This is a genomic window from Erwinia psidii, assembly GCF_003846135.1.
GTDB classification, from domain to species: domain Bacteria; phylum Pseudomonadota; class Gammaproteobacteria; order Enterobacterales; family Enterobacteriaceae; genus Erwinia; species Erwinia psidii.
The window spans coordinates 1-26,372 of record NZ_RHHM01000001.1; the positions used below are offsets into that span (position 1 = coordinate 1).

27 protein-coding genes and 1 other annotated feature are annotated in these 26,372 nt (G+C 51.8%); of the genes, 15 read left to right on the top strand and 12 right to left on the bottom strand.

The window, feature by feature from the left end:
- Nucleotides 1-205 precede the first annotated feature (205 nt).
- Nucleotides 206-412, bottom strand: a complete 207-nt coding sequence (locus EB241_RS21715; protein WP_124231193.1) for a DNA cytosine methyltransferase — start codon at nucleotides 410-412, stop codon at nucleotides 206-208.
- A gap of 333 nt (nucleotides 413-745) precedes the next feature.
- On the opposite strand from EB241_RS21715, the gene sbcB reads away from it, so the two are divergent.
- Entirely contained in the window at nucleotides 746-2,173 is a 1,428-nt protein-coding gene (sbcB, locus tag EB241_RS00015; protein ID WP_124231194.1) for an exodeoxyribonuclease I, read from the top strand.
- A 45-nt stretch (nucleotides 2,174-2,218) separates the two neighbouring features.
- Here the strand turns inward: sbcB and EB241_RS00020 are convergent, their stop codons facing one another.
- From EB241_RS00020 to EB241_RS00030, 3 genes are all read right to left on the bottom strand, one after another.
- A complete protein-coding gene (locus EB241_RS00020; RefSeq protein ID WP_124231195.1) occupies nucleotides 2,219-3,586 on the bottom strand; it encodes an APC family permease in 1,368 nt (455 codons plus the stop codon).
- Complete coding sequence (locus EB241_RS00025; protein WP_124231196.1) at nucleotides 3,576-3,773, bottom strand: hypothetical protein; 198 nt, start codon at nucleotides 3,771-3,773, stop codon at nucleotides 3,576-3,578. Before EB241_RS00025 ends, EB241_RS00020 begins: the two co-directional genes overlap by 11 nt.
- Nucleotides 3,774-4,005: 232 nt before the next feature.
- On the bottom strand, nucleotides 4,006-5,424 hold the full coding sequence (locus tag EB241_RS00030) for a glutamine synthetase family protein (RefSeq protein WP_199737280.1): 1,419 nt from the start codon (nucleotides 5,422-5,424) through the stop codon (nucleotides 4,006-4,008).
- A 222-nt stretch (nucleotides 5,425-5,646) separates the two neighbouring features.
- On the opposite strand from EB241_RS00030, the gene puuD reads away from it, so the two are divergent.
- Genes puuD through EB241_RS00045 form a run of 3 tightly spaced genes read left to right on the top strand, consistent with a single transcriptional unit; the run spans nucleotide 5,647 to nucleotide 8,269 of the window.
- A complete protein-coding gene (puuD, locus tag EB241_RS00035; protein ID WP_124231197.1) occupies nucleotides 5,647-6,411 on the top strand; it encodes a gamma-glutamyl-gamma-aminobutyrate hydrolase in 765 nt (254 codons plus the stop codon).
- Nucleotides 6,408-6,965, top strand: coding sequence for an HTH-type transcriptional regulator PuuR (puuR, locus tag EB241_RS00040; RefSeq protein ID WP_124231198.1), 558 nt, complete (start codon nucleotides 6,408-6,410; stop codon nucleotides 6,963-6,965). Before puuD ends, puuR begins: the two co-directional genes overlap by 4 nt.
- 26 nt (nucleotides 6,966-6,991) lie before the next feature.
- Nucleotides 6,992-8,269: an NAD(P)/FAD-dependent oxidoreductase gene (locus EB241_RS00045; RefSeq protein ID WP_124231199.1), complete on the top strand. Its 1,278-nt coding sequence runs from the start codon at nucleotides 6,992-6,994 to the stop codon at nucleotides 8,267-8,269.
- Between the two features lie 32 nt (nucleotides 8,270-8,301).
- On the opposite strand, the gene EB241_RS00050 is transcribed toward EB241_RS00045, so the two are convergent.
- From EB241_RS00050 to EB241_RS00085, 8 genes are all read right to left on the bottom strand, one after another.
- Nucleotides 8,302-10,557 (bottom strand): hypothetical protein, encoded by a 2,256-nt coding sequence (locus EB241_RS00050; RefSeq protein ID WP_124231200.1) that lies wholly within the window; start codon nucleotides 10,555-10,557, stop codon nucleotides 8,302-8,304.
- Between the two features lie 3 nt (nucleotides 10,558-10,560).
- A complete protein-coding gene (locus EB241_RS00055) occupies nucleotides 10,561-11,367 on the bottom strand; it encodes a glycosyltransferase family 2 protein (protein ID WP_124231201.1) in 807 nt (268 codons plus the stop codon).
- A gap of 8 nt (nucleotides 11,368-11,375) precedes the next feature.
- Complete coding sequence (locus EB241_RS00060) at nucleotides 11,376-11,732, bottom strand: DMT family transporter (protein ID WP_124231202.1); 357 nt, start codon at nucleotides 11,730-11,732, stop codon at nucleotides 11,376-11,378.
- A complete protein-coding gene (locus EB241_RS00065; RefSeq protein ID WP_124231203.1) occupies nucleotides 11,729-12,553 on the bottom strand; it encodes a sugar phosphate isomerase/epimerase family protein in 825 nt (274 codons plus the stop codon). The genes EB241_RS00060 and EB241_RS00065 overlap by 4 nt, the downstream gene beginning before the upstream one ends.
- Before the next feature lie 6 nt (nucleotides 12,554-12,559).
- On the bottom strand, nucleotides 12,560-13,330 hold the full coding sequence (locus EB241_RS00070; protein ID WP_124231204.1) for an NAD-dependent epimerase/dehydratase family protein: 771 nt from the start codon (nucleotides 13,328-13,330) through the stop codon (nucleotides 12,560-12,562).
- A gap of 14 nt (nucleotides 13,331-13,344) precedes the next feature.
- Nucleotides 13,345-14,346 carry a glycosyltransferase family protein gene (locus EB241_RS00075; RefSeq protein ID WP_124231205.1) on the bottom strand — a complete coding sequence of 334 codons (1,002 nt, stop codon included), beginning with the start codon at nucleotides 14,344-14,346 and terminating at the stop codon, nucleotides 13,345-13,347.
- Nucleotides 14,346-15,470: an NAD(P)/FAD-dependent oxidoreductase gene (locus EB241_RS00080; protein ID WP_124231206.1), complete on the bottom strand. Its 1,125-nt coding sequence runs from the start codon at nucleotides 15,468-15,470 to the stop codon at nucleotides 14,346-14,348. The genes EB241_RS00075 and EB241_RS00080 overlap by 1 nt, the downstream gene beginning before the upstream one ends.
- 1,178 nt (nucleotides 15,471-16,648) lie before the next feature.
- Nucleotides 16,649-17,473: an SDR family oxidoreductase gene (locus EB241_RS00085; RefSeq protein WP_124231207.1), complete on the bottom strand. Its 825-nt coding sequence runs from the start codon at nucleotides 17,471-17,473 to the stop codon at nucleotides 16,649-16,651.
- Between the two features lie 181 nt (nucleotides 17,474-17,654).
- Between EB241_RS00085 and hisL the strand changes: the two genes are divergently transcribed.
- The 11 genes from hisL (at nucleotide 17,655) to EB241_RS00140 (ending at nucleotide 26,342) form a co-directional block, all read left to right on the top strand.
- Entirely contained in the window at nucleotides 17,655-17,702 is a 48-nt protein-coding gene (hisL, locus tag EB241_RS00090) for a his operon leader peptide (protein WP_124231649.1), read from the top strand.
- Nucleotides 17,678-17,800: a sequence feature (His leader region), on the top strand. Its footprint overlaps the gene before it by 25 nt.
- A gap of 72 nt (nucleotides 17,801-17,872) precedes the next feature.
- Complete coding sequence (gene hisG, locus EB241_RS00095) at nucleotides 17,873-18,772, top strand: ATP phosphoribosyltransferase (protein WP_124231208.1); 900 nt, start codon at nucleotides 17,873-17,875, stop codon at nucleotides 18,770-18,772.
- A gap of 3 nt (nucleotides 18,773-18,775) precedes the next feature.
- The gene (gene hisD, locus EB241_RS00100) at nucleotides 18,776-20,083 is read left to right on the top strand and encodes a histidinol dehydrogenase (protein ID WP_124231209.1); all 1,308 of its coding nucleotides are present in this window, start codon (nucleotides 18,776-18,778) and stop codon (nucleotides 20,081-20,083) included.
- Entirely contained in the window at nucleotides 20,080-21,171 is a 1,092-nt protein-coding gene (hisC, locus tag EB241_RS00105) for a histidinol-phosphate transaminase (protein ID WP_124231210.1), read from the top strand. Before hisD ends, hisC begins: the two co-directional genes overlap by 4 nt.
- Entirely contained in the window at nucleotides 21,168-22,235 is a 1,068-nt protein-coding gene (gene hisB / locus EB241_RS00110) for a bifunctional histidinol-phosphatase/imidazoleglycerol-phosphate dehydratase HisB (RefSeq protein WP_124231211.1), read from the top strand. The genes hisC and hisB overlap by 4 nt, the downstream gene beginning before the upstream one ends.
- Nucleotides 22,236-22,826: an imidazole glycerol phosphate synthase subunit HisH gene (gene hisH, locus EB241_RS00115; RefSeq protein WP_124231212.1), complete on the top strand. Its 591-nt coding sequence runs from the start codon at nucleotides 22,236-22,238 to the stop codon at nucleotides 22,824-22,826.
- Between the two features lie 5 nt (nucleotides 22,827-22,831).
- Nucleotides 22,832-23,569, top strand: coding sequence for a 1-(5-phosphoribosyl)-5-[(5-phosphoribosylamino)methylideneamino]imidazole-4-carboxamide isomerase (hisA, locus tag EB241_RS00120; protein ID WP_124231213.1), 738 nt, complete (start codon nucleotides 22,832-22,834; stop codon nucleotides 23,567-23,569).
- Entirely contained in the window at nucleotides 23,551-24,327 is a 777-nt protein-coding gene (hisF, locus tag EB241_RS00125) for an imidazole glycerol phosphate synthase subunit HisF (RefSeq protein ID WP_124231214.1), read from the top strand. Before hisA ends, hisF begins: the two co-directional genes overlap by 19 nt.
- A complete protein-coding gene (hisIE, locus tag EB241_RS00130; protein WP_124231215.1) occupies nucleotides 24,321-24,932 on the top strand; it encodes a bifunctional phosphoribosyl-AMP cyclohydrolase/phosphoribosyl-ATP diphosphatase HisIE in 612 nt (203 codons plus the stop codon). Before hisF ends, hisIE begins: the two co-directional genes overlap by 7 nt.
- Nucleotides 24,933-24,999: 67 nt before the next feature.
- Entirely contained in the window at nucleotides 25,000-25,476 is a 477-nt protein-coding gene (locus EB241_RS00135) for a YbaK/prolyl-tRNA synthetase associated domain-containing protein (protein WP_124231216.1), read from the top strand.
- 68 nt (nucleotides 25,477-25,544) lie between these two features.
- A complete protein-coding gene (locus EB241_RS00140) occupies nucleotides 25,545-26,342 on the top strand; it encodes an ABC transporter substrate-binding protein (RefSeq protein ID WP_124231217.1) in 798 nt (265 codons plus the stop codon).
- Nucleotides 26,343-26,372: the final 30 nt, after the last annotated feature.

Sequence of the window (26,372 nt, forward strand, 5' to 3'; positions counted from 1 at the left end):
CATGGCACTAATGAGGACAGAGAGTACGGATGTTCATCGGGGCTCACGAAGCCGGATATATGTGTGTGGCTACTTTGTCAGAAAGAGACCTGCCGGTGCTTGCATCGGAGAGGTGTCCATATAGCTATTTAGCTACGTAAGCAACCAACAGTGACCTTTAAAACTCACCATTTTTATCCTGAGAATAAGTGTGAGCTACCCCACGTTATTGCTTATCACAACGCGCTGTGAATTCTCTCCCAATCCATTTTATAACAGGGACAATCATCGAATTACCCAGTAAGTGATATCTGTGTAATGTATTCCCCAGTTCGGTATAGCCAACAGGAAAACCCTGCCACTTTTCAAACTCCCCAGACGTAAACCTTCCCGCTCTGAGCGGATTGTTTTCAACAATAATCCCGCCAGGCATAACCCGATCCCGGCTGCTTTGTGTGGACAGTCCAGTAACAGTACTGAAAGTTGATCACTCCGCGAGCAGTGCTCCTCACCCTGTCTGAATCTGTTATTTCAGGTGTGTGGGAATATGGTTTACCATAGATGGCATGAAGACTTGTGTCGCTGATAGCCATACTAATATTTTGTACTCGCCGGATTATGTCTTCACCGTGTACTCAATTTGCCATGTACTGGCGAAGGCACCCACCGTCACCGATCTACAAAAAGAAGCAAAAATCACCCGTTAAGAATATTTTTCCTATTCAAAACATGAAGATAATTTATCAACCGTGGATACTTTACTACCGTGAAAGACCAGCCAGTACAGCCAACATTCCTCTTCCACGATTATGAAACTTTCGGTCAGAGTCCCTCGCTGGACCGCCCTGCCCAGTTTGCTGCTATCCGTACCGATATGGATTTCAACGTCATTGGTGAACCGGAGGTGTTTTACTGTCAGCCAGCGGATGACTATCTTCCCCAGCCACAGGCGGTGATGATCACCGGCATTACGCCGCAGGAAGCGCGGTCAAAAGGCATCAACGAAGCCGCGTTCACCCGACGTATCCACCAGCTGTTCAGTGAACCGGGCACCTGCGTTGTCGGCTATAACAATGTTCGCTTCGATGATGAAGTTACCCGCAATCTGATGTATCGCAATTTTTACGATCCCTATGGCTGGAGCTGGCAGCACGGCAACAGTCGCTGGGACCTGCTGGATGTGATGCGTGCCTGCTATGCACTGCGTCCCGACGGCATTGCATGGCCGGAAAATGAGGAGGGTTTCCCCAGTTTTCGTCTGGAGCATCTGACCAAAGCCAACGGCGTTGCGCATCAGAACGCGCACGATGCCCTCTGCGATGTCCGGGCCACTATTTCTGTGGCAAAGCTGGTGAAAGAGAAGCAGCCACGCCTCTATGAGTTTCTGTTCAGCCATCGCAACAAGCAAAAAATCATGTCGTTAATCGATATTCCGCAGATGAAGCCGCTGGTGCATATCTCCGGTATGTTCGGCGCATGTCGTGGTAATACCAGCTGGATTGCGCCACTGGCCTGGCATCCGGTGAACAAAAACGCGCTGATTACCTGCGATTTAGCCGGTGATATGACACCGTTACTTGAGCTGGATGCCGATCGGCTGCGAACACGTCTTTATACCCGGCGTGAAGATCTTGCAGACGCCTCTCCGGTGCCGGTCAAGCTGGTACATATCAATAAATGTCCGGTAGTGGCACCTGCCAGTACCCTGCGCCCGGAAGAGGCTGAGCGACTGGGGATAGAGCGTCAGCGCTGTCTGGATAACCTTTCTTTGCTACGTCAGCACCCGGAGATCCGTGAAAAGGTGGTGGCGCTGTTTGCCGGTGCAGAACCTTTCACCCCTTCTGATGATGTCGATGCACAGCTCTATGACGGTTTTTTCAGCGATGCCGATCGCACGGCGATGAATATCATTCAGCAAACGGCACCGGAGCACTTACCGGCGCTGGATTTGACCTTTAACGATCGTCGCATAGCAAAGCTACTTTTCCGCTATCGGGCGCGAAATTTCCCGGGTACGCTGGATGAAGCTGAGCAGAATCGCTGGTTACAGCACCGCCGCGACGCGCTTAACCCTGAGCGGATACAGGACTATGTGCAGCAGCTGGAAGATCTGTTGATGCAGTATGAAGGCGATCAAACCCGGCAGGGTCAGTTGAAGGCGTTGTTTGAGTATGCCAGAGAGCTGCTTTCCTGAGCTTAAAAACTGCCCCGGTTTTTACGGGGCAGTCAGGCAGGTGACCTACATTGGTTCTTCAGTGCACTGCGGCACAGGATTGCGGAAACTGCGGGTAACAAAAGCCAGATAAATCAACCCAATTGCGGCCCAAATCAGACCAAGGGTCATGGAGCTTTCCTCAAGGTTTACCCACAGCGCACCGACCGTCAACGCGCCACACAGCGGCAGCAACAGGAAATTGACGTTATCTTTCAGCGTCCGGTTTCGGCCCTCGCGGATCCAGAACTGAGAAATCACCGACAGATTAACAAAGGTGAAGGCCACCAGTGCGCCAAAGTTAATCAGCGCGGTTGCGGTAACCAGATCGAAGGTGATGGCGCTGAGGGCAATCACCCCCACCAGCAACACATTCAGCGCCGGAGTACGCCACGCCGGATGAATGTAGCCAAAAAAACGCGCCGGGAACACGCCATCACGCCCCATCACATACATCAGTCGGGAGACACCAGCATGTGCCGCCATCCCGGAAGCCAGTACGGTGACGCAGGAGAAAATCAGAATGCCAAACTGGAAAGCCTTGCCCGCGACGTAAAGCATGATTTCCGGCTGTGATGCATCCGGGTTTTTAAAACGGGAAATATCAGGAAAGTACAGTTGCAGGAAATAAGACACGACGACAAAGATAACGCCCCCGATCAAGGCGGTCAGAAAGATAGCTTTTGGAATAACCCGCCCGGCATCTTTGGTTTCTTCTGACAGTGAACTGATACCGTCAAAACCAAGAAACGAGAAGCAGAGGATAGTGGCTCCGGTGATCATCGGCACCACATGGGCGTTTTCAGACCAGAATGGCTTGCTGCTGACCAGGGTTCCGGCCCCTTCACCGTGGGCAACGCCGTCAATCACCATCACCATGATCGCCACCATCACCACCACCTGCAACACCACGATAACGCTGTTGAAGTTGGCAACGGTTTTAATGCCTTTCAGGTTGGAAAGCGTCATAAAGCCCACCAACAGCACCACAAAGATCCACGACGGAATGCCGGGAACCAGGGCTTCAAAATAGATTTTTGCCAGCAGGATATTGATCATCGGCATGAACAGGTAATCCAGCAGCGATGACCAGCCAACCATAAAACCAACGTGCGGGCTGATGGCTTTCTGCGCATAAGTATAGGCGGAGCCAGCGGATGGGAAGCGGCGAACCAGCTTGCCATAGCTCAGTGCAGTAAACAGGATAGCGATCAGCGCAAAAACATACGCAGTGGCCACATGACCATCGGTCAGGCCAGAGACAATCCCAAAGGTATCAAACAGGGTCATTGGCTGCATATAAGCCAGGCCAATCATTACCACAGGTAACAGCGTCAGTGATTTTTTAAGCTTAGCGCGCGGCACAGCGGCAGACGTCTGAGGATTAAGCGACATGATTCAGCCTCCCGTGAGCTTCAACCTTTAGCGGTTGAACCACAGGGAAACTTCGCGTCAGGCGAGCGTTTTTCTTGGTTAAAAACATAGGCGGGCAGGTGGCGCTGAAGGTCAAACCGGCTGCGGCGCCGTAGTCGTCACGAAGATGCTTACCGGCGGCTGCCGGAGTAATAAAATGTTGTCCCATCTTTTTTTCCTCAAAGACACAAAGGTGTGTTTAACGTGGCTATCCGCCCTGCGTCGGGCCGGCATGACAAATCATCGGCAAAAAAATAACCGACGCAATCAGTTAGCATCGGTTACGGATATCTGTTTTGCAGGGGGCATATTTTGCATCAATCGCGGGCAGGAAGACAAGCGCTTCCCCCCAGTAGTTATTTGCCAGCCGATGGATGAGGCAGAAATGACAGGCGGTTGCTTCAGGCGTTTTTCAGCATCCAGTCAATTTCAGTGGCGGTGATAAGCCGCTCAAAATGCATCAGCTCATGGTGTTTGCAACTGTGCCAGACAAAGCCAAAGCGCTCACCCAGCAGCTTTTGCAGCGGATAACTTTGCTCAAATTCGTACAGTGCATCACTCTGGCGGGTCGGCAGAGGGTTGCCATCCAGTTCATGACCGTTGCCTTTGACGGCAGGTGGCAGTGAAAGTTGATTATCCAGGCCATGCAGTATCCCGGCAAGCACCGTAGCCACCACCAGATAAGGATTGGCATCTGCTCCGGCCACGCGGTATTCCACGCGATGATTGTCAGGATCGCCACAGGGGATACGCAGCGCCACGGTACGGTTGTTATGCCCCCAGGAAGCCTGTAACGGTACAAAAGCGTCAGGCAGAAAGCGCCGGAAAGCGTTAACGTTCGGTGCCAACAGCGCCATTGATGCAGGCATCAGGTCAATCATCCCGGCCAGCGCCCGTTTCAGCAGCGGCGAGTTGCTGCCGTCATCATTAATAAAGGCATTGTGATCGGCGGCATCCAGCATACTGACGTGAATATGCATTCCGCTCCCGGCATATTCTTCATAGGGTTTGGCCATAAAGGTGGCGTTCATCCCATGTTTTTCAGCGACCTGCCGTACCAGACGTTTGAGCTGAACCGCGTGATCGCAGGCGCTGAGCACGTTCTGGGTATGATGCAGGTTAATTTCAAACTGTCCGGGAGAGGCTTCCGCCAGCGCACCATCGGCAGGTATGCCCTGCTTTCCTGCCAGTTCATCTATCTCCTTCAGTACCGCGGAGAAGTGGTCCAGATTATCGACCGAGTAAACCTGGCTCTGCATGTTGCGTTCGTCGCTGCCCGGCGTACAGGGTGGCTGAATGTAGCCTTCTGCGTCTCGCTGTTTGTCCACCAGATAGAACTCCAGCTCTACCGCTACCACCGGAAACAGACCTCTGTTACGCAGCTGTTGCCAGAGTCGGTTCAGTACGTTCCGGGGTTCAACGTCAAAGGGAGTACCATCTTGGTTGCGCATGGTCAGCAGAAGCTGAGCCAGATGCTGTGGGTCGGCGGCAGAGGGAACAAGAGAGCCTTCAACAGGAATACAGATATTATCAGGTTCGCCCAGCGTCTGGCCTAAGCCGGCCTCTTCCACCGTGTTACCAAGGATGTCCATAGCGAAAACCGAAGCGGGAAAATAACAGCCTTTTTCCAGTTTGAGCAGATTTGAGACAGGGATGCGTTTACCGCGAAAGACACCATTTAAGTCATTGAGGAGGATATCAACATGCCGGGTTTCGGGATGGCGTTCCAGATAAGCGTTAACTTCATGCTGGAACGCGCTGGTTCGTTTCTCTTCACTGTGCCTCGTGAAATCTTCTACTTCGACAAGATTGGTCATCATCTCACCCGCCTGTTTTAGTTATCAGTCCTGCTCAAAATAACAGCCACTCACATAACATAGCGCTAACACAAAAAGTGTGCAAATGTTACACCGAGCTTTATTTTGCCAGTAAAACCGTTTAAATATTGTTCTGTCAAGACCAGGATTGACACAACTTTGCACAGAACAACACCAGGGGCACCTTTGCTGGTTGATATATTGAACAAGAAAGGAAGACGCGGCGTGGACACTATTTTTAACAAGCCGTTGATTGGCGTGGTGATGTGCCAGATTAACTATCAGGGACATCCCACACAGACGGTCCATAACAAGTATTCAGATGCTATTCTGCGGGCGGGCGGCGTTCCTCTGGCCCTGCCACACGGTCTTATGTCATCACCCGAGCTGTTAAACAGCGCACTGGCGCCACTGAGTGGTATTTTATTGACCGGCAGCCCCAGTAATATCGAACCTCACCATTACGGTGAAGCCGGCACCGAAATATACGCCGACCCAGGCCGCGACACGCTGGCTTTTGCGTTGATAAAGGCTGTCATGACCCGGCAACTTCCGTTGCTGGCTATCTGCCGGGGCCTGCAGGAGCTGGTGGTGGCCACCGGTGGAACATTACATCGTCAGCTGCATACGCAGGCTGGTTTTCAGGATCACCGTGAAGACGAATCGCTGCCCCTCGACCAGCAGTACGCACCCTCTCATGAAGTGTATGTCGAGCCGGGTGGGCTGCTGTCTCAACTGGTCACAGGCGGCGGGACACTCTGGGTTAACTCGCTCCATCAGCAGGGGATCCGCACCCTGGGCACCCCGCTACGCATTGAGGCTCTCGCGGCCGATGGGCTGATTGAGGCTGTCAGTCTGCAGCAACATCCTTTCGCGCTCGCGGTGCAATGGCACCCGGAATGGCAAAGCGATGCATCAGCCCTGTCACGCCAGCTGTTCGATGGGTTTATCCACGCCTGCGAGGGGCATCAAAAGGAAACACGGCAATGAAAGAAGCCACTCATGCTCACGGAAGACGTTTAGCAGAAATTCGGCAGCAGCGGGGGTTGTCACAGCGGCGTGTCGCGGAACTTTCCGGGCTGACGCACGGTGCTATCAGCACTATCGAACAGGACAAAGTCAGTCCGGCAGTTAGCACCTTGCAGAAGTTACTGAAAGTCTACGATCTTTCCCTCTCCGAATTTTTCTCTGAAGCCGCCGGGGTTAACACGCCAAAGGTGGTGATCGATGAACAGGATTTGATTGATATCGGCAGTCAGGGAGTCTCATTGCGGTTAATTCATAATGGCAATCCACAGCGTACGCTGGCCATGCTGCTGGAAACCTATCAACCTGGCACCACCACGGGTGAAAAAATCCGCCATCAGGGAGAAGAGACCGGTACGCTGCTGGAAGGGCAAATCACTCTTACCATCAGTGGTCAGAGCTATCATCTGAAAGCCGGGCAAAGCTACGTCATTGATACCGGCAATCCCCACAGTTTCTGCAATTCTTCGGCGTATCCGTGCCGGATTGTCAGTGCGCACACGCCAGCCAACTTTTGAGCTGAGGCACTCACCAGGAGGGAGTTATGGATCATGTGAAGAGTTACTACGCCGCGACCGCAAATCCACACGCGCCCTGGCCACAGCTTAACGACAGCATTCAGTGCGATGTCTGTATTATCGGCGGAGGCTTTACTGGCCTTTCATCAGCGCTGTTTCTCACCGAAGCCGGTTATGATGTGGTGGTGCTGGAAGCCGCCAGAGTTGGCTTTGGTGCCAGCGGTCGCAATGGTGGCCAGGTGGTCAACTCCTACAGCCGTGATGTGGATGTGATTGAGCAGCGCTATGGCCGGGAGAGCGCCCGGCTGCTGGGTAACATGATGTTTGAAGGGGCGGCGATCATTCGTGATCGTATTGAGCGTTATGCCATCAGCTGTGATTACCGCGCCGGGGGGATTTTTGCCGCGCTGAATCAGCGTCAGCTACAGCATTTGAAAGCACAGCATAAAAGCTGGCAGCATTATGGCAATCACCAACTGGAGCTGCTTGATCGTGCCGCCATCAATCGCGAGATAGCCACCGGGCGCTACGTCGGGGGGCTGCTGGATCGCTGTGGCGGCCATCTGCATCCGCTGAACCTGGCACTGGGTGAAGCAGAAGCTATTCGTCGTCACGGCGGCCGCATCTATGAGCATTCCGAAGTGACCGGCGTCAGCTACGACCATCCTCACCGGGTGAGCACCGCGCAGGGTAACGTTAGCGCAAAATATGTTATTTTCGCCGGGAATGCTTATCTGGCGCCCCATCTTGAGCCACGACTGGCAGGCAGGAGCATCCCCTGCGGCTCACAGATTGTCGCCAGTGAACCGCTCCCGGCCGACAGGGCCCTTGCACTGTTACCCAATAATTACTGCGTGGAAGACTGCAACTATCTGCTGGACTATTTCCGCCTGACGGCAGACAACCGCCTGCTCTATGGCGGCGGCGTGATTTACGGCGCACGCGAACCACAGGATATTGTGTCGTTAATCAGGCCAAAGCTGCTGAAAACCTTCCCACAGCTGGCAGGGATTAAATTTGATTTTGCATGGAGCGGCAATTTCCTGCTGACGCTCTCAAGAATGCCGCAGATTGGCAGACTGGAAAATGGTGTGTTTTATATTCAGGGGGACAGTGGTCATGGTGTCACCTTCACCCATCTGGCCGGAAAACTGGTGACCGAAGCGCTGAAGGGAGCGCCTCAGCGTTTCGATGCCTTTGCCAGACTGCCTCATCTGCCCTTCCCCGGTGGCCGACGTTTTCGCGTCCCGTTGACGGCGATGGGTGCCGCCTGGTACTCGCTTCGTGACAGGTTCGGTGTCTGAGACAGCAGCCCTGCAAGAGGGCTGCTTTTGTTTCAGTGATAGTGGTAATTAATGTTGTCACAGCGGTAGAGTTTTTTATCTTTCAGCGCCACCAGACTCAGCACGTTGTCACCCGTTGTGGCGGGCAATGAGAACCAGGACTTATAGCCGGAGTTCTGTAACGCATTATTTTTGAAACTGTCCGCCACATCGCCCCGTGTTACCGTTTGTGTGGTGATAAAATACTCCTCTCCTCTGGCATCAGTACCACGAATAAACACCCGGTCGGGAGAGGACAACCCCGTTGCGGTGAGTGCCAGCCAGCCCTGTATCGAAACTTCAGGCTCGCCATTCTCTGTGGACACTTTCGCAGAGTCGATAACACCCGTGCACAGATTTTTGGTTGCTTCACCCTCGTATTCAATATGGCTTAACCTTTCTCCTACCGAAGGTTCAATGTTAATTCCTTTTAGCGGAATATTATCCCACGCATAGCTGAAGTCCTTCGCAAAATAATTATCTGACGAAACGGTAAATTTTATTTTGCGCACTCGCTCTCCATGAAAAGGGAATGAATATAAGTGCGGTGAGGCGACCACACCACTGACAGAATTGAGTATATTCAGCCGGTATTGCTTTTCCTCGCCGTTGGCCATCAGGTAGTGCACGTACAGCGCGTCTCCCCGATAAAATGTATTTTTGAACCTGGCAAAAGCGGTCAGTTTAAACACCGGGAAAATTTTAACGAGGCTGTCGGCACTGTAGGGTATAGTAATCCACTGTCCGAAAGTGGCGCGATGGTTATCTTCAACAGGCGGCTGAAAAAAACGGGTATCGGTATTGCGTTGCAATAACATGACCGGTTTATTGTTAACATAAAAATGCTTCACTACATGGTAATTCAGCATAACCGCCGTGCTGGTAAGAGGATCCTCATTAAGCGCATATTTACGGTCGAAACCTTCGAAGCTGTTACAAGTCTGGCCCTGGCAAAATGTCGACGCATGCCATAATACAAAGTCAGGCTTATCCTCACTCTCGAAAAACGCCTGATTCATTTTATCCAGCCGTGGGGTGAGCGTCATGAAGTTTTGAAAAAGTGGCCGGTGACGGTAATTGAGCTTATTCGCAAGCAGGAATTCATTATTATAGGGATAAACGTCGACAGATTTTGCACCAATCAGCTGAGTAACATCGTTGGGCAGCAGATAATCATGATATTTTTCAGCGGCTCTGTCTTCGGGTGAAACCAAAAAATTCTCATGGGTATAAAAAGGAACGGGAGGTAAAAAACCAGCAACAATCGGTACGCTTGATATATAAATCAGTGAGCAGATGGTAATGGCGAAAACGCCGCGCCACCATTTTTGGTGATGGAAACAGGTGACCATTACCATGACGGAAACAGGTAAAACAAAATAACCCGGATAGTGATCGGCGCGGCCAAAACCCAGTTTAACAAGCACTAATAACAGGATATTAAAAGTCAACACCATTGCCGGGTAGTTGATAATTAAAAACAGATTGGTCACCGCAAAAATGACAAATATAGCTAACCAGACATTTCCTCCCAGTACATTATCAAATGTCATATCAACAGCATTACCAAAGCTGAGCTGAGAGTTGACAATGGCGTAATCTTTTATATTGTGGAAATGATGAAAAATTGACAGACCAAAGACAAAATAGGCTAATAAGGAAAACAACACGAAAAGGCATGTGGCTTTTATTTTCTTATCAATAACTGATTTAGAAAAAAGGTAAGCCCCAATGCTCAACATTGCGGTCATGCCATAGACAAACCTGATGTAAAACAGCATTCCCGTCACAACAGCAAGCAACACGACAGTGCGTGAATTCAGTACATTTTTCCGCACGCATTCATACCAGGCCACCAGCAGAAGAGGCGTGAGCATAAAAAAGTTTGTTGGAATGATAATCTGATAAAGATAGAGAAAAACAACCACAACAAACGGAAACCATGCTGAAAAGTACCCGCACAATCGCATCAGATAAAACCAGAACAGAGAGGCGACCAGACTCATAAATACCAGTGATATCCAGTACGAAAACTCACTGTACTGGGCAACGGTTCCACCTGTCATCCAGAACAGCGGGCCATAACTGAAAAGAAAATCATTCGTCCCCTGGAACATATGGTTGGTCATATTCATCCATTGTTCCAGGGTCTGAAGGGTACTACCGTTAAATCCCGCCGGATGAAGATAGGCAAACATCACCCCAAAGATGATAGCAAACAATTTGAGGTCGGTGATTTTATTATCGGAATGAATGATTGATTGTGACATTATTTACTGTCCTTTCGGATTGTATTTTCCCAGGCAGGCAGAAAGCAATGTCTTAAACACCGCGTAATTTCCTCTGACGCTACTTATTTTTGTCGGAACTTCTCCTTTAGGGTATTTTCGCACCGTGGCTAATTCACCACATTGGTATCCCAGTTTTGGTGCCCGGTATGAGAGATAGGCCAGTAATTCATAGCTGTTAAAGATAGCGCGAAATGGAGCCACCCTCGGATCCGCTAACATTTTACTGCTGTATGCGCGAAAGCCTTGTGTGGTGTCAGTCCACCTGAAACCCGATGCCAGAGAAAGCAATGGCGCATGGATCCAGCGGATAGCGAGATAGCGGGACAAGGGCGTATTTTCGGATACCCCCCCTTTAATAAAACGCGAGCCCTGTATAAAATCTTTTCCCTGTTGCAGGGCAGAAATTAAACGAGGTATCGCTTCAGGATCATCTTTGTCATTACCATCAATGGTAATGATCCCTTCATAACCCTGTTCAAGCGCATAGGCATAAGCACAACGAAGCTGTGCGCTTAATTTCCCCGGACCGGTTTTAATCAGTAAGGTACGGACATGATTATTAATTAATTTTTCTTCCGCCAGAGAACCATCATTACTGCCACCATCAATAATGATTATATCAGCAAGAGAGGCAATATTAATCGCCGTCATACGACTCAATAAACGGGTAATTCTTTCGCCTTCATTGATAACAGGGATAACAACGCAGCAGGAATGCCTTTTCTCCTGAAATAACTTCACCTGATAATCAGGCACCTGCCAGTTTTTATCGCAGATAATTTTTTCCATTTTATGCCTTATTTCACTTTAGTTGTTATCAAAATAACTCCGGCGATTACCAGCATTATTCCGGCTGCCGTGGTCCAGTAGAAAGGTTCACGGAAGATCAGGAATGAGAGCAGGGCCACACATGCAACGGCACCGGATGTCAAAACGGGGTGCGCCACATTTAACGGTAAAAAGGCGAGTGAGGCGGCATATAATACAAACGCCATGCCATACAGCCCCAAACCAAGCCAGAAAGGCCAGTTATGTAATGCCGCCATTGGCTCGCTGAGCGATGGGAATTTTCTCGGCGGTGTCATGGCCAGTTTAATGAGCACGCTGGCAGAACCATTAGATGCAATACCCAGCAGCAGGATCAACCATTTCATTTTGTTGCTCCATAATGCGGGCTTGCAAAAGCCAGTGCATTTTCAATCGATTGCAGATGGGGCTGGTCGTTGGTCGCCAGCATTTCGATGGTGGCATACTCAGAGGATAAATGACGACGAATTGCCTGACTGAAACGATCATGGTCGCCCTGCCCCGAACCCGGAGGAACCAGCCCTGGTTCACTGATGTGAATATGGCCAATCAGTTCACCGTATTGCGCGAGCAGCTGAAAAGGATCTTCATTATTAATCGTCACAGCACCGGTATCAAATTGCATACGCACAGCCGGATGGTTAACGGCCTGTACCACCTCAGCGGTTTCCGGCGTGGTGATCATAAAATTTGCACCATAACAGGCTGGGTTCGGCTCCAGACAAATAATAACCGAGTAATCGCTGGCGATATCGCCCAGAGCGCGAAAGAAATTAACCGCCGTTGCTGCCACTTCATGGTCAGACAGACTTTTTCTGTCTCTGTTTTTTGGTGAACCGAATACCAGGCGGGTGGCGCCAAGACCCGCGGCAATTCGGCAAACTGCCTCAAGATGATTTAACATCCGCTGGCGAACGTCCACCGCGTCAAACAGATTAAGTCCCTGTGTGCCAAAAAGCAGAGACTGCATGCCGGCAACAGATATTCCCCGCTCACGCCACCAGCTAGCGGTGGCCTTTATTTGCTCAGTCGTGGCATTGACGACATCAGGAAAATATTTCCCTGGCGCAATATCAATGGCATCACATTGATACTGATTAAGCAGTGCGGCAACCTGATGATCTTCAGAGACATCCCAGGCTATATTCGAAAAAGATAATTTTGTCACCTCAGGTTATCCCTTTTTATTTTCCGACTGAGCGTATGCCCTCACCGCCATCAGCGTTTCGCGCTTGCTGTACTGATAATTGCCATTTTTCTCTGAAAATAAACGGGCATAGCGGCTTTGCATATTGTAATTAGCCGGTTTTCCACTCAGCTGAGTGGTACAATCCATACCAAATCCTGCTTTTGCAATTTCTGCTACCGAGAGCGGCTCAGCGGTAAGATGGAGTAGCTCAATCTTATTTTTCAAAGCGATTTCAATGTCATACCAGAGGTTTATCATCGGATAGAACTGAAAAGTACCCCGGCAGTCGATATTCCCGATATTATTATTATGATGGAAGTCAAATATAATATTTTTTCGCAACCCCGGCCCGACCAGACCCGGTAATCTGACAATCAGTGACTGGTCAAAATGCGCTGCAACAAACTTTTCAAGCTCACGACGGTGCAAACCGTAAGGCTGTAATTGTTCCTCATCAACCGGGCTGTGTTCATCAATATTTTCCGGGTTTTTAAAAACATCAACGGTACTGATCAAAATAAACTGTTTGCACTTTACCGTTTTAATTTTTTCAATCAGCAAATCTATACAGGCACGATCATTTTCCGGTTGCTTATTGGCCAACCATTTTTGTCCGGGTGCACCGGCACAAACCACAGTGTCGAAAGACTGGCCACAAATATCAGCAATATTCGTCGAGCGGTATAATGCCTGAAACGTTTTTTGTTTCAGCAACGTTGCACCAACAAACCCGGTAAATCCAATTAACGCATCCACTTATCACCCCGAACTTAATTGTTGCGGCCCGTTTGCACCCGATTATTTTCTGGCGAAACGGCCTCGCTTAATACATTGACACGATCGGTATTCAGCATCACATCACTGTGGCGTTCATAAACCACCGCGTATTCGCTTTGGGCGCTGCTTTCATCCAGCAGTCGTCCCAGGTACTCACCAAAAAATGCCATCATAATGAACTGCAAATTGAAAAGCAGCGACATGAAGAACACCAGTGACGTCCATCCTTCAACAACATGACCATTCAGTAAATGGATAAGCACGCTGTAACTGGCAAATATGAATGCTGCCAGGCTGCCGCAAAAACCAATACCGGACATCCAGCGTAAAGGTCGGGATGAATTGAATACCATCAGACGTAACAGACGCCGGATCGATGTTAATAATCCCAGCCCTTCTGCCTCACGAAGGGGAACATAGGTGTAAATGCCGACCGGATAACCTGTTTTCTGAATACGCAAAAAAAACTGGTGATGAAAACGTCCCACGCGGGTGACGGCATTTACCGCCCGGCGACTGAGGCAGCGCATACAGGTAGAGTTTTTGGGTAAATCATACCCTATGGCGTGCAGCGTTTTATTTGCCACCGTGCGGATGAAACGGTATGAAAGCGATTTTGCGCGAGTCGTTACCCCGATCACCACATCCTGACCGACACGACACTGGCTCACCATGCCCGGAATAGCATCCAGCGGATCGGAACAGGGATTCCATAACACGACGAAATCACCAATCGCATTTTCCAGGCCAGCAGCCAGAGCAACATCAATGCTGACTTCGGCTGAGAGATGGATAATACGCACACCGGGAATGTTTTTCAGGATCGCGTCTTCAGCCTGGGCGTTGGTGGAATGGAGCCCTGCAGCGATAATAACCATTTCAAAGTCGGTATAATGTTCGTCCAGAACCCGATACACCCCCAGTAAGGTGGGGTGTATCTCTTCTACATCAGACTGGACCACAATCACTACTGATACGAAAGATTCACTTTTCATTAACTCAACCTTATCACCCGCTCAATTTCTGCAAGGGCATCATAGATGTTGTCTATCTTCCCCCCCATGATGCAATGAAGGCCCTGCAATCCATGATTGGCTTTGAACAAAATCGGCCGTGAATCATCGGAGTCACTGCGTGGCAGCAGCGTTTTCACTTCCCAAATTGACTCTTTGTACTGACACTCACTGAGCGAAGGGATATAGCGCTGTGCATCGGCTATCATGTATCGCCACGCACTGGCTTTGTGGGACGAATCATACTTCTGACGGGCATCATGATAAGGTGCGTTCGTCTGGTCTTCCCATTGATAGTGCGGCGTGTAACGCACATGACTGAATGAATGATAGTTTGTTGAGGGAAAAGGCATCACAGAAAAAAAGGGTCCGCACATTACGGTGAAGCCCATTTTTTTTAGCTCATCAGGCACGTCAACCAGACACATTTCGGTCATTTCATGTCGGAACGGGATCAGCTCAATGGCAGAAGCGTCAAGCAAATAATTAATGCGGGAATAGGTGCAGTTGAAAAGATGATCGGCATACACTTCTTCCTCTTCGCTGCCGCGCGCAACCCTGACGGTCAGTCCATTACCGCGTTGCGTTACTTTCGTTACCACCGCTTCAGTCACCACATTTACGCTGGCTGCCTGTAAACGCTCCAACATCATGTCACGCAGTTTATGAGAATTAAACGCGTATTCGGTGGTGGTGTATACCGCATCAATCATAGCCGGATTAACAAGCCGCTGAACTTTTGCTGGCGCATTTTCACAAAAGGCACCAATACGTGCGCAGAACTGCCTGAACTGTGATGCGCTGACCTTGCCCAGGTGACTGGAAATAAGATAATACTTCCCGAAATCGCTTTCGATGCAATCTCTGAATTCGTTGACAAACTGAGGGAAAGAAATCCGGGACCGCAGGGCGGTCAGTACACTTCTGGGATAATGGTAACCATTATGAACACGAGCCTGGTTAACATATGACGCTCTCGACATTAGCGATTTCGCCATCTCATATAAGGTGACGTGACATCCTTTTAATGCCAGCTGTTCTGCAATATAAAGACCAAAAAAGCCCCCACCTGCAATAACAATGTTAGCGTGCTTGCTTACAGCCATTGTTTGAAACTCATCGTGTCAAAGATAATCGTCAGGATTTATTAAAAAAATGCTTATCCAAAAGATTATAATCGTTATGATTTGAAAAGAGAATGTAAAGAAACATGGCATGCCAGCATTAGATAAGAAAAAAACCTAATACTTTGATTTATTTGGATTAAAAATATTCAGATCCGGCATAAGCAGCCGGAGAGCCCGTTCACCGGCAGAGGACTTAAAAGTCCGCCTGAAAAAGTATGCTCGCCCGGTTACATTTGGTCTCCGGTCTTATTTATTACTTTTTTGTCGTGATAGCGTCCAGGCCTGAAGCTGATTGCCACATTTTCAACTCATAAACTGACCGGTCCTGCTCTTTGCCGGAAGTGATTTTTACATAGCTTATATTTTTATCCTGTAACTGAATTGCATTAACCGTCCTGGCATCGTAACGTCTGGCTTTAACCCATTCACTCTGAACGCTGGCGACTTCTCCAGAAGAGGCAGAGGTTCTGTCCGCCGGTTACGCTCTGCCCCCCTGCCTTTATTCATCTGCTGATTAATACTGGAACCCCGTTAGCGAAATTGCCTTACAGGTTTTAACCTGCCTTCCGGCGTGCCAAAGGCCGTTTTTTACAGCCTGGGAGTAAAAACAGAAATGGCGTGGGTTGATATTGACTCATAGCCTTTACTGATAACAAACCCAGGCAATATCTGGCATACGCGGACATTTTATGGATAAAGCCTCACAGGAAAGATTATCCTCTTCATAAAAGCACGTTTAAGGGGGATACTACACATTCAGCCGCCCGTTTCAGTCAGTGCAGGGCTTGTTGATATTTTCCAGATGCAGTTCAATGAAGGATTTAGCAATAAAACCCCTCCCGCTCACCGGCGTTTTTTTAACTCAGCATTACGCTGAGCATAATGGAAAAAGTAGATTGCCGTTAATTTGCAGGCGATACTGTTCCGGTTAAGAATAATTAACTGTTATTTATCTCAGAACAAAAAAACGATCTTAAGTCGGTAAGTTACTCAGCCAGGTACGCAAATTCAACTAAAGCCAGTCTGATATTTGCGCGCGGTTTACGCTCGCCAGCTGGCTGATTTTTCCATTCAGCTTAACGCTGTCAGCCACACCCCGCCTCATAGTGCAACCCTGGGCCAGTTGCAGGGCAGAGTGTCGCCCGGTGACCACGGGTTTACTGTAAAGGCATCATGGCAGGATCGGGATGCTGGTATTCAAACCCCAGCTCCCGACAAATTTTGCTGCCGTCGATGATTTTCCCGACTGTCGTTGCTTCTTGCACACAAAAGGTTGGCGCCGGTAATCCAAGCTGACGGGCCACCGCCGGATAGAACAGATTACGTGCCGGATGTTCTGCCGCACTGAGATTATAAATATGTCCGCCTTTAGGCGTTTGCAACAGCAGGGCAATGGCTTCGGTGACATCTTCCAGATGCACCAGATTGACCCCGTGGTTCCCCTCAGTCAGATCGGTTTTACCGGCCAGAAAGCGTCCCGGATGGCGGCCCGGTCCCACCAACCCGGAGAGCCGCAGGATATCCACCGAGGTACCCGGCAACTGATGCAACCAGGTTTCCAGCGCCTTCAGGGTTTTACCGGCTGCGGTAACCGGTTCCAGAGGGCTGTTCTCCTTCATCACCCCGCCATTGCCATAGACTGACGTGGAACTGGTAAAAACAATTCTGGGTATGCCATTCGCCAGCGCACTGTCAACAACCTGCTGGACCGCCAGCAGATAAGCTTCCCCACCCTGAGCCGTTCGACTGGCCGGTAAGGTAATCACCAGCGCATCGGCGTTCAGCAATGTGTTCAGATCGTCGGCGTCACAAATCAGTTCAGGTGTCAGCTTCAGGCAGCAGGCCTCAAGGCCACACATCCGTGCAGCCTCCACCCCTTCTGGTGTGGTTTTGCTACCGGTCACCTGCCAGCCACGCGCCATCAGAGACAATCCCAGTGGCATACCCAACCAGCCCAGACCGACTATCGCAATTCTCTTCATATTTTCCCGCTCCTGTGACTGTTTGCATCGTCAAACGCCAAATTACGCCAGCCGATGGTCAGTGGCAATCAGCAGATGATGAGAGAATCTTTCATCGTTGACAAAAAAATGTTGCGTGAGGCACACAATCTGGTTAGGTTATCGGGCATGAAATGAATATTCATTCATCCAGGACAATTTTATGACTCGCGTTCAGTTTAGCCACCATCATCACCATCACCCTGACTAGTCTTTCAGGCGATGCGTGCTGGAAGATATTCAGGATCTTCCAGTGGTGCAGAACGCAAGAGAAGCCCCCGGAAGATCACCTTCCGGGGGCTTTTTTTTTGGACATCTGTCCGGCAAGGAATTGCTGAGCTGCTGAGCAAAACTGGTTACATGAAAAGAGGATAATTACCCATGTTAGATAACACCCGTTTACGCATAGCTATGCAAAAATCTGGCCGTTTAAGCGATGATTCACGCGAAATGCTGGCCCGCTGCGGGATCAAGATTAATTTGCAACAGCAACGTCTGATTGCTTTCGCTGAAAACATGCCCATTGATATTCTGCGGGTGCGCGATGACGATATTCCGGGCCTGGTGATGGATGGCGTGGTTGATTTGGGCATTATCGGTGAGAACGTGCTGGAGGAAGAGCTGCTTACCCGCCGCGCTCAGGGTGAAGATCCCCGCTATTTTACCCTGCGTCGCCTCGATTTTGGTGGTTGCCGCCTCTCACTGGCGATGTCGGTTGACGATAAATACACGGGACCACAATGTTTACAAAACGCCCGTATTGCCACCTCTTATCCTCACCTGTTGAAGAAGTATCTTGACAAACAGGGCGTGGCGTTCCGCTCTTGCCTGCTCAATGGCTCCGTTGAAGTGGCTCCCCGTGCCGGTCTGGCCGATGCAATTTGTGACCTGGTTTCGACCGGCGCGACGCTGGAAGCCAACGGCCTGCGTGAAGTGGAGGTGATTTACCGCTCCAAAGCCTGCCTGATCCAACGCGATGGCGAAATGCCCGCCGCGAAGCAGGAGCTGATCGACAAACTGATGACCCGCATTCAGGGTGTTATCCAGGCGCGTGAGTCGAAATACATTATGCTCCACGCTCCGAGTGACCGTCTGGAGGACATCATTTCCCTGCTGCCCGGTGCTGAGCGCCCTACCGTGCTGCCGCTGGCGGGTGACAAAAGCCGTGTTGCCATCCATATGGTCAGCAGTGAAACCCTGTTCTGGGAAACCATGGAAAAGCTGAAAACCCTGGGTGCCAGTTCCATTCTGGTGCTGCCGATTGAGAAGATGATGGAGTAAATCATGAATGACTTTGCAACCCCCATCGACTGGCAAAAATGCACTGCACAGCAACAGCAGTCGCTATTGACCCGCCCGGCGATGACCGCCTCTGAAAATATTGCGCGTACCGTGCGCGATATTCTGGCAAAGGTCAAAACCCAAGGCGACGAGGCGCTGCGTCACTACAGTGCCACTTTCGATAAGACGCAGGTTGCCGCACTGCGCGTCACCGAACAACAGATAGCGGAAGCCACGGCACGCCTGGGCGATGAGATTAAGCAGGCGATGGTGGTTGCCGTCGGCAACATTGAAACTTTTCACCTTGCACAGCGGCTGCCGCCGGTGGATATCGAAACCCAGCCGGGCGTTCGCTGCCAGCAGGTGACGCGCCCGGTAGCCTCTGTCGGCCTGTATATTCCTGGCGGTTCCGCCCCGCTGTTCTCAACCGTGCTGATGCTGGCAACGCCAGCCCGTATTGCCGGCTGCCAGCGGGTGGTGCTCTGTTCTCCTCCCCCTGTTGCCGATGAGATCCTCTATGCCGCTAAACTCTGTGGCGTGGAAGAAATCTTTCAGGTTGGCGGTGCACAGGCAATTGCCGCGCTGGCGCTGGGGACCGAATCGGTGCCCAAAGTGGATAAAATTTTCGGACCGGGCAATGCTTACGTCACCGAGGCCAAACGCCAGGTCAGTCAGCGTCTGGATGGTGCAGCCATTGACATGCCGGCTGGCCCGTCTGAGGTACTGGTGATTGCTGATGAAAATGCCACCCCCGATTTTATTGCCGCTGACCTGTTGTCACAGGCCGAGCACGGTGCCGATTCTCAGGTGATCCTGCTGACCCCTTCATCGCCGATCGCCGCCGCCGTTGCCGCCGCAGTAGAACAACAGCTGTCCGCCCTGCCGCGTGCTGAAACGGCGCGTAAGGCGCTGGAAAGCAGCCGTCTGATTGTGACGAAAGACCTTGAGCAATGCGTGGAGATCAGCAATCGTTACGGTCCTGAGCACCTGATTATCCAGACCCGCAATGCCCGCGATCTGGTGGAAAATATCACCAGCGCCGGTTCGGTGTTTCTTGGTGACTGGTCACCGGAATCCGCAGGTGACTATGCCTCCGGCACCAACCATGTGTTGCCAACCTATGGTTACACCTCGACCTGCTCCAGTCTTGGCCTCGCCGATTTTCAAAAGCGCATGACGATACAGGAGCTGACCAGAGAAGGCTTCAGCGCGCTGGCGCCAACCATTGAGATCCTCGCCGCCGCCGAACAGCTTATCGCCCATAAAAATGCCGTTACCCTGCGCGTCAATGCACTCAAGGAGCAAAAATGAGCACCCCGATTGAACAGCTGGCACGCGCCAACGTCCGCGCGCTGATCCCCTACCAGTCCGCCCGTCGTCTGGGGGGGAAGGGTGATGTGTGGCTGAATGCGAATGAATATCCGCTGGCGGTGCCGTTTAATCTCAGTCAGCAAACGCTCAACCGCTATCCTGAATGCCAGCCGAAGCAGGTGATTGAACGCTACGCCGCCTACGCAGGTATCACCACCGATCGGCTGCTGGTCAGCCGTGGCGCTGATGAAGGGATCGAACTGCTGATCCGCGCTTTCTGCGAGCCGGGCAACGATGCCGTGCTGTTCTGTCCGCCCACCTACGGTATGTACAGCGTCAGCGCGGAAACCTTTGGTGTGGAATACCGCACGGTGGAAGCACAGGATAACTGGCAGCTGAATCTTCCGGCCATTGCGCAAAAGCTGGACGGCGTAAAAATCGTTTACGTGTGCAGCCCAAACAATCCTACCGGCAACCTGATTAACCCGGATGATATCCGTCAGCTGCTGGAGATGACCCGTGGTAAGGCCCTGGTGGTTGCCGACGAAGCCTATATTGAATTCTGTCCCCAGGCGACGCTGAGCGGCTGGTTAAATGAATACCCGCATCTGGTTATTCTGCGTACCCTGTCAAAAGCTTTCGCCCTCGCCGGACTGCGCTGTGGCTTCACGCTGGCGAATGCTGAGGTGATTACGCTGCTGATGAAGGTCATTGCACCTTATCCCCTGGCCACTCCGGTGGCAGATATCGCGGCACAAGCCCTGAGCGACGAGGGACTGGCACTGATGAGAGAACATGTCGCTACGCTTATCGCCAACCGCGAGAAACTGATTGCCGATCTGCGCAACTGTCCGTGCGTGGAACACGTCTGGAACAGTGATACCAACTACGTGCTGGCACGCTTTTCTGCCTCCGCCACGGTCTTCAAAACCCTGTGGGATCAGGGCATTATATTGCGTGATCAAAATAAGCAGCCGGGACTGTCAGGATGCCTGCGCATCTCTGTCGGTACCCGTGAAGAGTGTGACCGCACTGTCGACGCGCTGCGGGCCATGCCAGCCGCGTCCGTTTCCCTGGAGCAAGCATGAGTAATAAAGTCCTTTTTATCGATCGTGACGGGACGATCATCTCTGAACCCCCGGTGGATTTTCAGGTGGACAGCATGGATAAGCTGGCCTTTGAGCCGGATGTTATCCCTGCTCTGCTGGCGCTGCAAAAAGCCGGATTCAGCCTGGTGATGATCACTAATCAGGATGGTCTGGGCACCGACAGTTTTCCCCAGGCAGCGTTTGATGGTCCACACAACCTGATGATGCAGGTGCTGACCTCACAAGGGATAACCTTTGATGACGTGCTGATCTGTCCGCATAAGCCGGAAGATAACTGTGACTGCCGTAAGCCCAACACCAGCATGGTGACCCGCTGGCTGACAGAGGGTGCGCTCGACACCACCAACAGCTACGTGATTGGCGATCGCAACACCGATCTGCAACTGGCCAGTAACATGGGTATTCAGGGGCTGCACTATGCAAAAGAAGGCCTCAACTGGCAGGCAATCAGCACGCAGCTGACACTGCGCGATCGCCACGCGCTGGTTGAGCGCAACACCAAAGAAACACAAATCCAGGTCGAAGTCTGGCTGGATCGTGAGGGCGACAGCCAGTTCAATACCGGCGTTGGTTTCTTTGACCATATGCTGGACCAGATTGCCACCCACGGCGGCTTTCGGATGAATATTAAGGTGAAGGGCGATCTCTACATCGACGATCATCACACGGTGGAAGACACCGGTCTGGCACTGGGCGAAGCGCTGCTGAAAGCGCTGGGTGATAAGCGTGGCATTGGCCGCTTTGGTTTTGTTCTGCCGATGGACGAATGCCTCGCACGCTGCGCGCTGGATATATCCGGCCGGCCACACCTGGAATATAAAGCCGAATTCAACTATCAGCGGGTGGGCGATTTAAGTACCGAGATGGTCGAGCATTTTTTCCGTTCGCTCTCATACTCAATGGCCAGCACGCTGCACCTGAAAACCAAAGGTAAGAACGATCATCACCGCGTCGAGAGCCTGTTTAAAGCCTTTGGTCGCACCCTGCGTCAGGCCATTCGCGTTGAGGGTAACACTCTGCCAAGCTCGAAAGGAGTGCTGTAAATGAAAGTGGTGATCCTCGATACCGGCTGCGCCAATCTTTCCTCCGTGAAATGGGCGATACAACGTCTGGGCTATCAACCTGAGGTCAGCCGCGAGGCTGATATTGTGCTGCAGGCCGATAAGCTGTTTCTGCCGGGTGTCGGCACCGCTCAGGCCGCGATGACACAATTGCACGAGCGCGATCTGATCACCTTGATCAAAGCCTGTACCCAACCCGTGCTGGGTATCTGCCTGGGTATGCAACTGCTGGGTGCACAGAGCGATGAAAACGGCGGTGTTAAAACGCTCGGTCTGATCGACCAACCGGTCGTTCAGATGAAGGATTTCAGCCTGCCGCTGCCGCATATGGGCTGGAACCAGATTACGTCGCAGGCGGGCAATCATCTGTTTCGCGGTATCCCGGACGGATCGTATTTCTATTTCGTTCACAGCTACGCCATGCCGGTGAATGCAAACACCATCGCACAGTGTAACTATGGTGAATCCTTTACCGCCGCGGTGCAAAAAGACAATTTCTTTGGCGTGCAGTTCCACCCGGAACGTTCCGGTGCGGCAGGCGCACGGCTGCTGAAAAACTTTCTGGAGATATAACGGGCATGATTATTCCTGCATTAGATTTGATTGACGGCAAGGTGGTGCGTCTGCATCAGGGCGACTACGGTCAACAACGTGACTATGGCAGCGATCCCCTGCCCCGGCTTCAGGACTATCAAGCCCAGGGCGCCGGGGTACTGCATCTGGTGGATTTGACCGGCGCCAAAGATCCCGCGGCACGGCAGATCCCGCTGCTGAAAAAACTGCTGGCAGGCGTCAGTGTGCCGGTACAGGTTGGCGGCGGTATCCGCAGCAGAGAGGATGTCGACGCCCTGCTGGCTGCCGGTGCCAGCCGTGTGGTGGTGGGATCGACGGCAATAAAGCAGCCTGAAGTAGTGCAATCGTGGTTTAACGAGTACGGCCCTGAGGCGATTGTACTGGCGCTGGATGTGCGTATTGACAGCGAAAACCGCAAAGAAGTGGCGATCAGCGGCTGGCAGGAAGCAGCAGGGATCACGCTGGAGGAGGTCATCGCTCAATTTCAGCCATCCGGTTTGAAACATGTCCTGTGCACCGATATCTCCCGCGATGGTACGCTGAGTGGTTCAAATGTGGCGCTGTACCGCGAAGTCTCCACACGCTATCCACAGATTGCTTTTCAGTCTTCTGGCGGCATCGGTTCACTGGCCGATATAGACGCACTGCGTAACTCTGGCGCACAGGGTGTGATCGTCGGGCGAGCCCTGTTGGAAGGTAAATTCACCGTGTCGGAGGCAATAACATGCTGGCAAAACGGATAATTCCCTGTCTGGACGTTCGTGACGGCCAGGTGGTTAAAGGCGTCCAGTTTCGCCATCACGAAATCATCGGCGACATCGTTCCCTTAGCCCAGCGCTATGCGCTGGAAGGCGCGGATGAACTGGTTTTTTACGATATCACCGCCTCTTCAGATGGTCGGGTGGTGGACAAAAGCTGGGTCTCCCGCGTTGCGGAAGTGATCGATATTCCCTTTTGCGTGGCCGGCGGGATCAAAACGGCAGAGGATGCCGCGCAGATTCTCTCTTTCGGCGCGGACAAGATTTCCATTAATTCCCCGGCGCTGGCCGATCCTGAGCTGATCACCCGTCTCGCTGACCGCTTTGGCGTACAGTGTATTGTGGTGGGAATCGATACCTGGTACGACAGCGACAGCGGTAAATACCAGGTAAACCAGTACACCGGCGACGAAAGCCGCACCAGAGTCACCACCTGGGAAACGCTGGATTGGGTGCAGGAAGTCCAGAAGCGTGGTGCCGGCGAGATCGTTCTCAATATGATGAATCAGGACGGCGTGCGTAATGGTTACGATCTGGTCCAGTTACAAAAGGTGCGTGAGGTGTGCAGGGTGCCACTGATTGCATCAGGTGGTGCAGGTACTCTGGCGCATTTCCATGAAGCCTTCCGTGATGCCGATGTGGATGGCGCGCTGGCCGCGTCCGTATTCCATAAGCAGATTATTAATATCAGTGAACTGAAAGCGTTTCTGATTGAAAAAGGTGTGGAGATCCGCGCGTGTTAACAGAACAACAGCTGGCCCGGCTCGACTGGGTAAAAACCGACGGTATGATGCCAGCCATCGTACAACATGCCATTTCCGGTGAAGTACTGATGCACGGCTATATGAACCAGCAGGCGCTGAGCAGAACGCTGGAAAGCGGTCTGGTCACATTCTGGTCGCGCACCAAACAGCGCCTGTGGACCAAGGGTGAGACCTCTGAAAATGTCCTGAAGGTAGTCAGCATTACCCCGGACTGCGATAACGACACGCTGCTGGTGCTGGCGGATCCGGTTGGCCCGACCTGTCATCTGGGTACCTCCAGCTGTTTTTCCCCAGCCGCTTCCGACTGGACCTTTTTGTATCAGCTTGAGCAACTGCTGGCAGAACGGAAACACGCCGATCCGAAAAGTTCGTACACCGCCAGCCTGTATGCCAGCGGCACCAAACGGATTGCGCAAAAGGTCGGTGAAGAAGGCGTGGAAACCGCGCTGGCCGCTACCGTCAACGATCGCGCTGAGCTGACCAACGAAGCCTCCGATCTGCTCTACCATCTGCTGGTACTGCTGCAGGATCAGGATCTGAACCTGAGCACCATCATTGATAACCTGCGTCAGCGGCACAAATAAAGGTCGCACCGCGAATGACGCACACAAGGCCGGTGATCCCGGCCTTTTTGCCTTTGGGAGGTTCCATATGCACACCTTTGAGAAACTGACGGCCCTGCTCGACAGCCATCACGCCCGTTATACGCTTCTGGAACATCACCCCACGGGAAAATGTGAGGAGGTGGCGGCCATTCGCGGCACATCTGTTGGCCAGGGCGCAAAAGCGCTGGTATGTCATGTTAAGGGAAACGGGATAAAACAGTATGTACTGGCGGTGCTGCCAGCCGACCAACAGGCCGATTTGAGTAAGGTGGCCGCCGCCGTCGGGGGTTTACGTGCATCACTTGCCAGCCCGGCGGAGGTGGATCGTCTGACCGGCTGCGTGTTCGGTGCCATCCCCCCGTTCAGCTTTCATCAGGAACTGCGGGTGGTGGTTGATCCCACGCTGTGTCAGCGTAACCGTGAGATTGCGTTTAACGCCGGTCTGCTGGAAAAGTCGGTGTTACTCGACGTGCAGGACTATGAGCGAATTTGTACATTTATACAGGTGAATATTCTGAAATAGTCATTCACAGGCCGGGGAGGAAAGGTTAATCTGTCAACTTGTGTAAAGCTACTGAGATGAAAAGCATTATGGCAAAAATAACGCTCTCCACCTGTTTGCGGCAGGCCGCTGCACTTGCCCTGCTTACCGCCTGTGCCTTTGCTACCCAGGCTAAAATTGCGCAGGTTCGCTTTGCCGTTGACCCGACCTATCCCCCTTTTGAATCAAAAACGCCTCAGGGCAAGCTGGTCGGTTTTGATATCGATCTCGGCAACGCGCTTTGTGCGCAAATGCAGGCGAAGTGTGTCTGGGTCGAAAGCCAGTTTGACGGCATGATCCCGGCACTGAAAGCGCGTAAGTTTGATGCCATTCTCTCTGATATGGGTATCACCGAAGAGCGCCTGAAGCAGATTGACTTTACCGTGCCGCTCTACGATACCAAAACCCAGCTGATTGCAAGGAAAGGTGCTGGCCTGTTGCCCACGGCAGATTCGTTGAAAGGGAAAAACGTTGGCGTGGAACAGGGCACCGTTCAGGAACGTTATGCCCGCGCCAAATGGCAGCCGCATGGCGTGAATGTGGTGCCCTATGGCGATCAGGCACAGGTTGAAAGTGACCTGGTTTCCGGGCGTCTTGATGCGGTATTCACCGACGCCGCTCAGGCCGCGATGGGCTTTTTGAAACATCCGCAAGGCAAAGACTTTGAACTGGCCGGTCCCACCGTTGAGGACCCGATCATCGGCCCTGGCACCGCTATTGGCCTGCGTAAGGGCGATGCAGAACTGAAAACCGCGCTGGATAACGCTTTTGCTGAAATTCGCCGGAACGGCACCTTTGATCGCTTGCAGAAAAAATATTTTGCCAGCGATATCTCCATCAAACAGTAATGCCACAGCCGTGCCCACGGGTACGGCGTT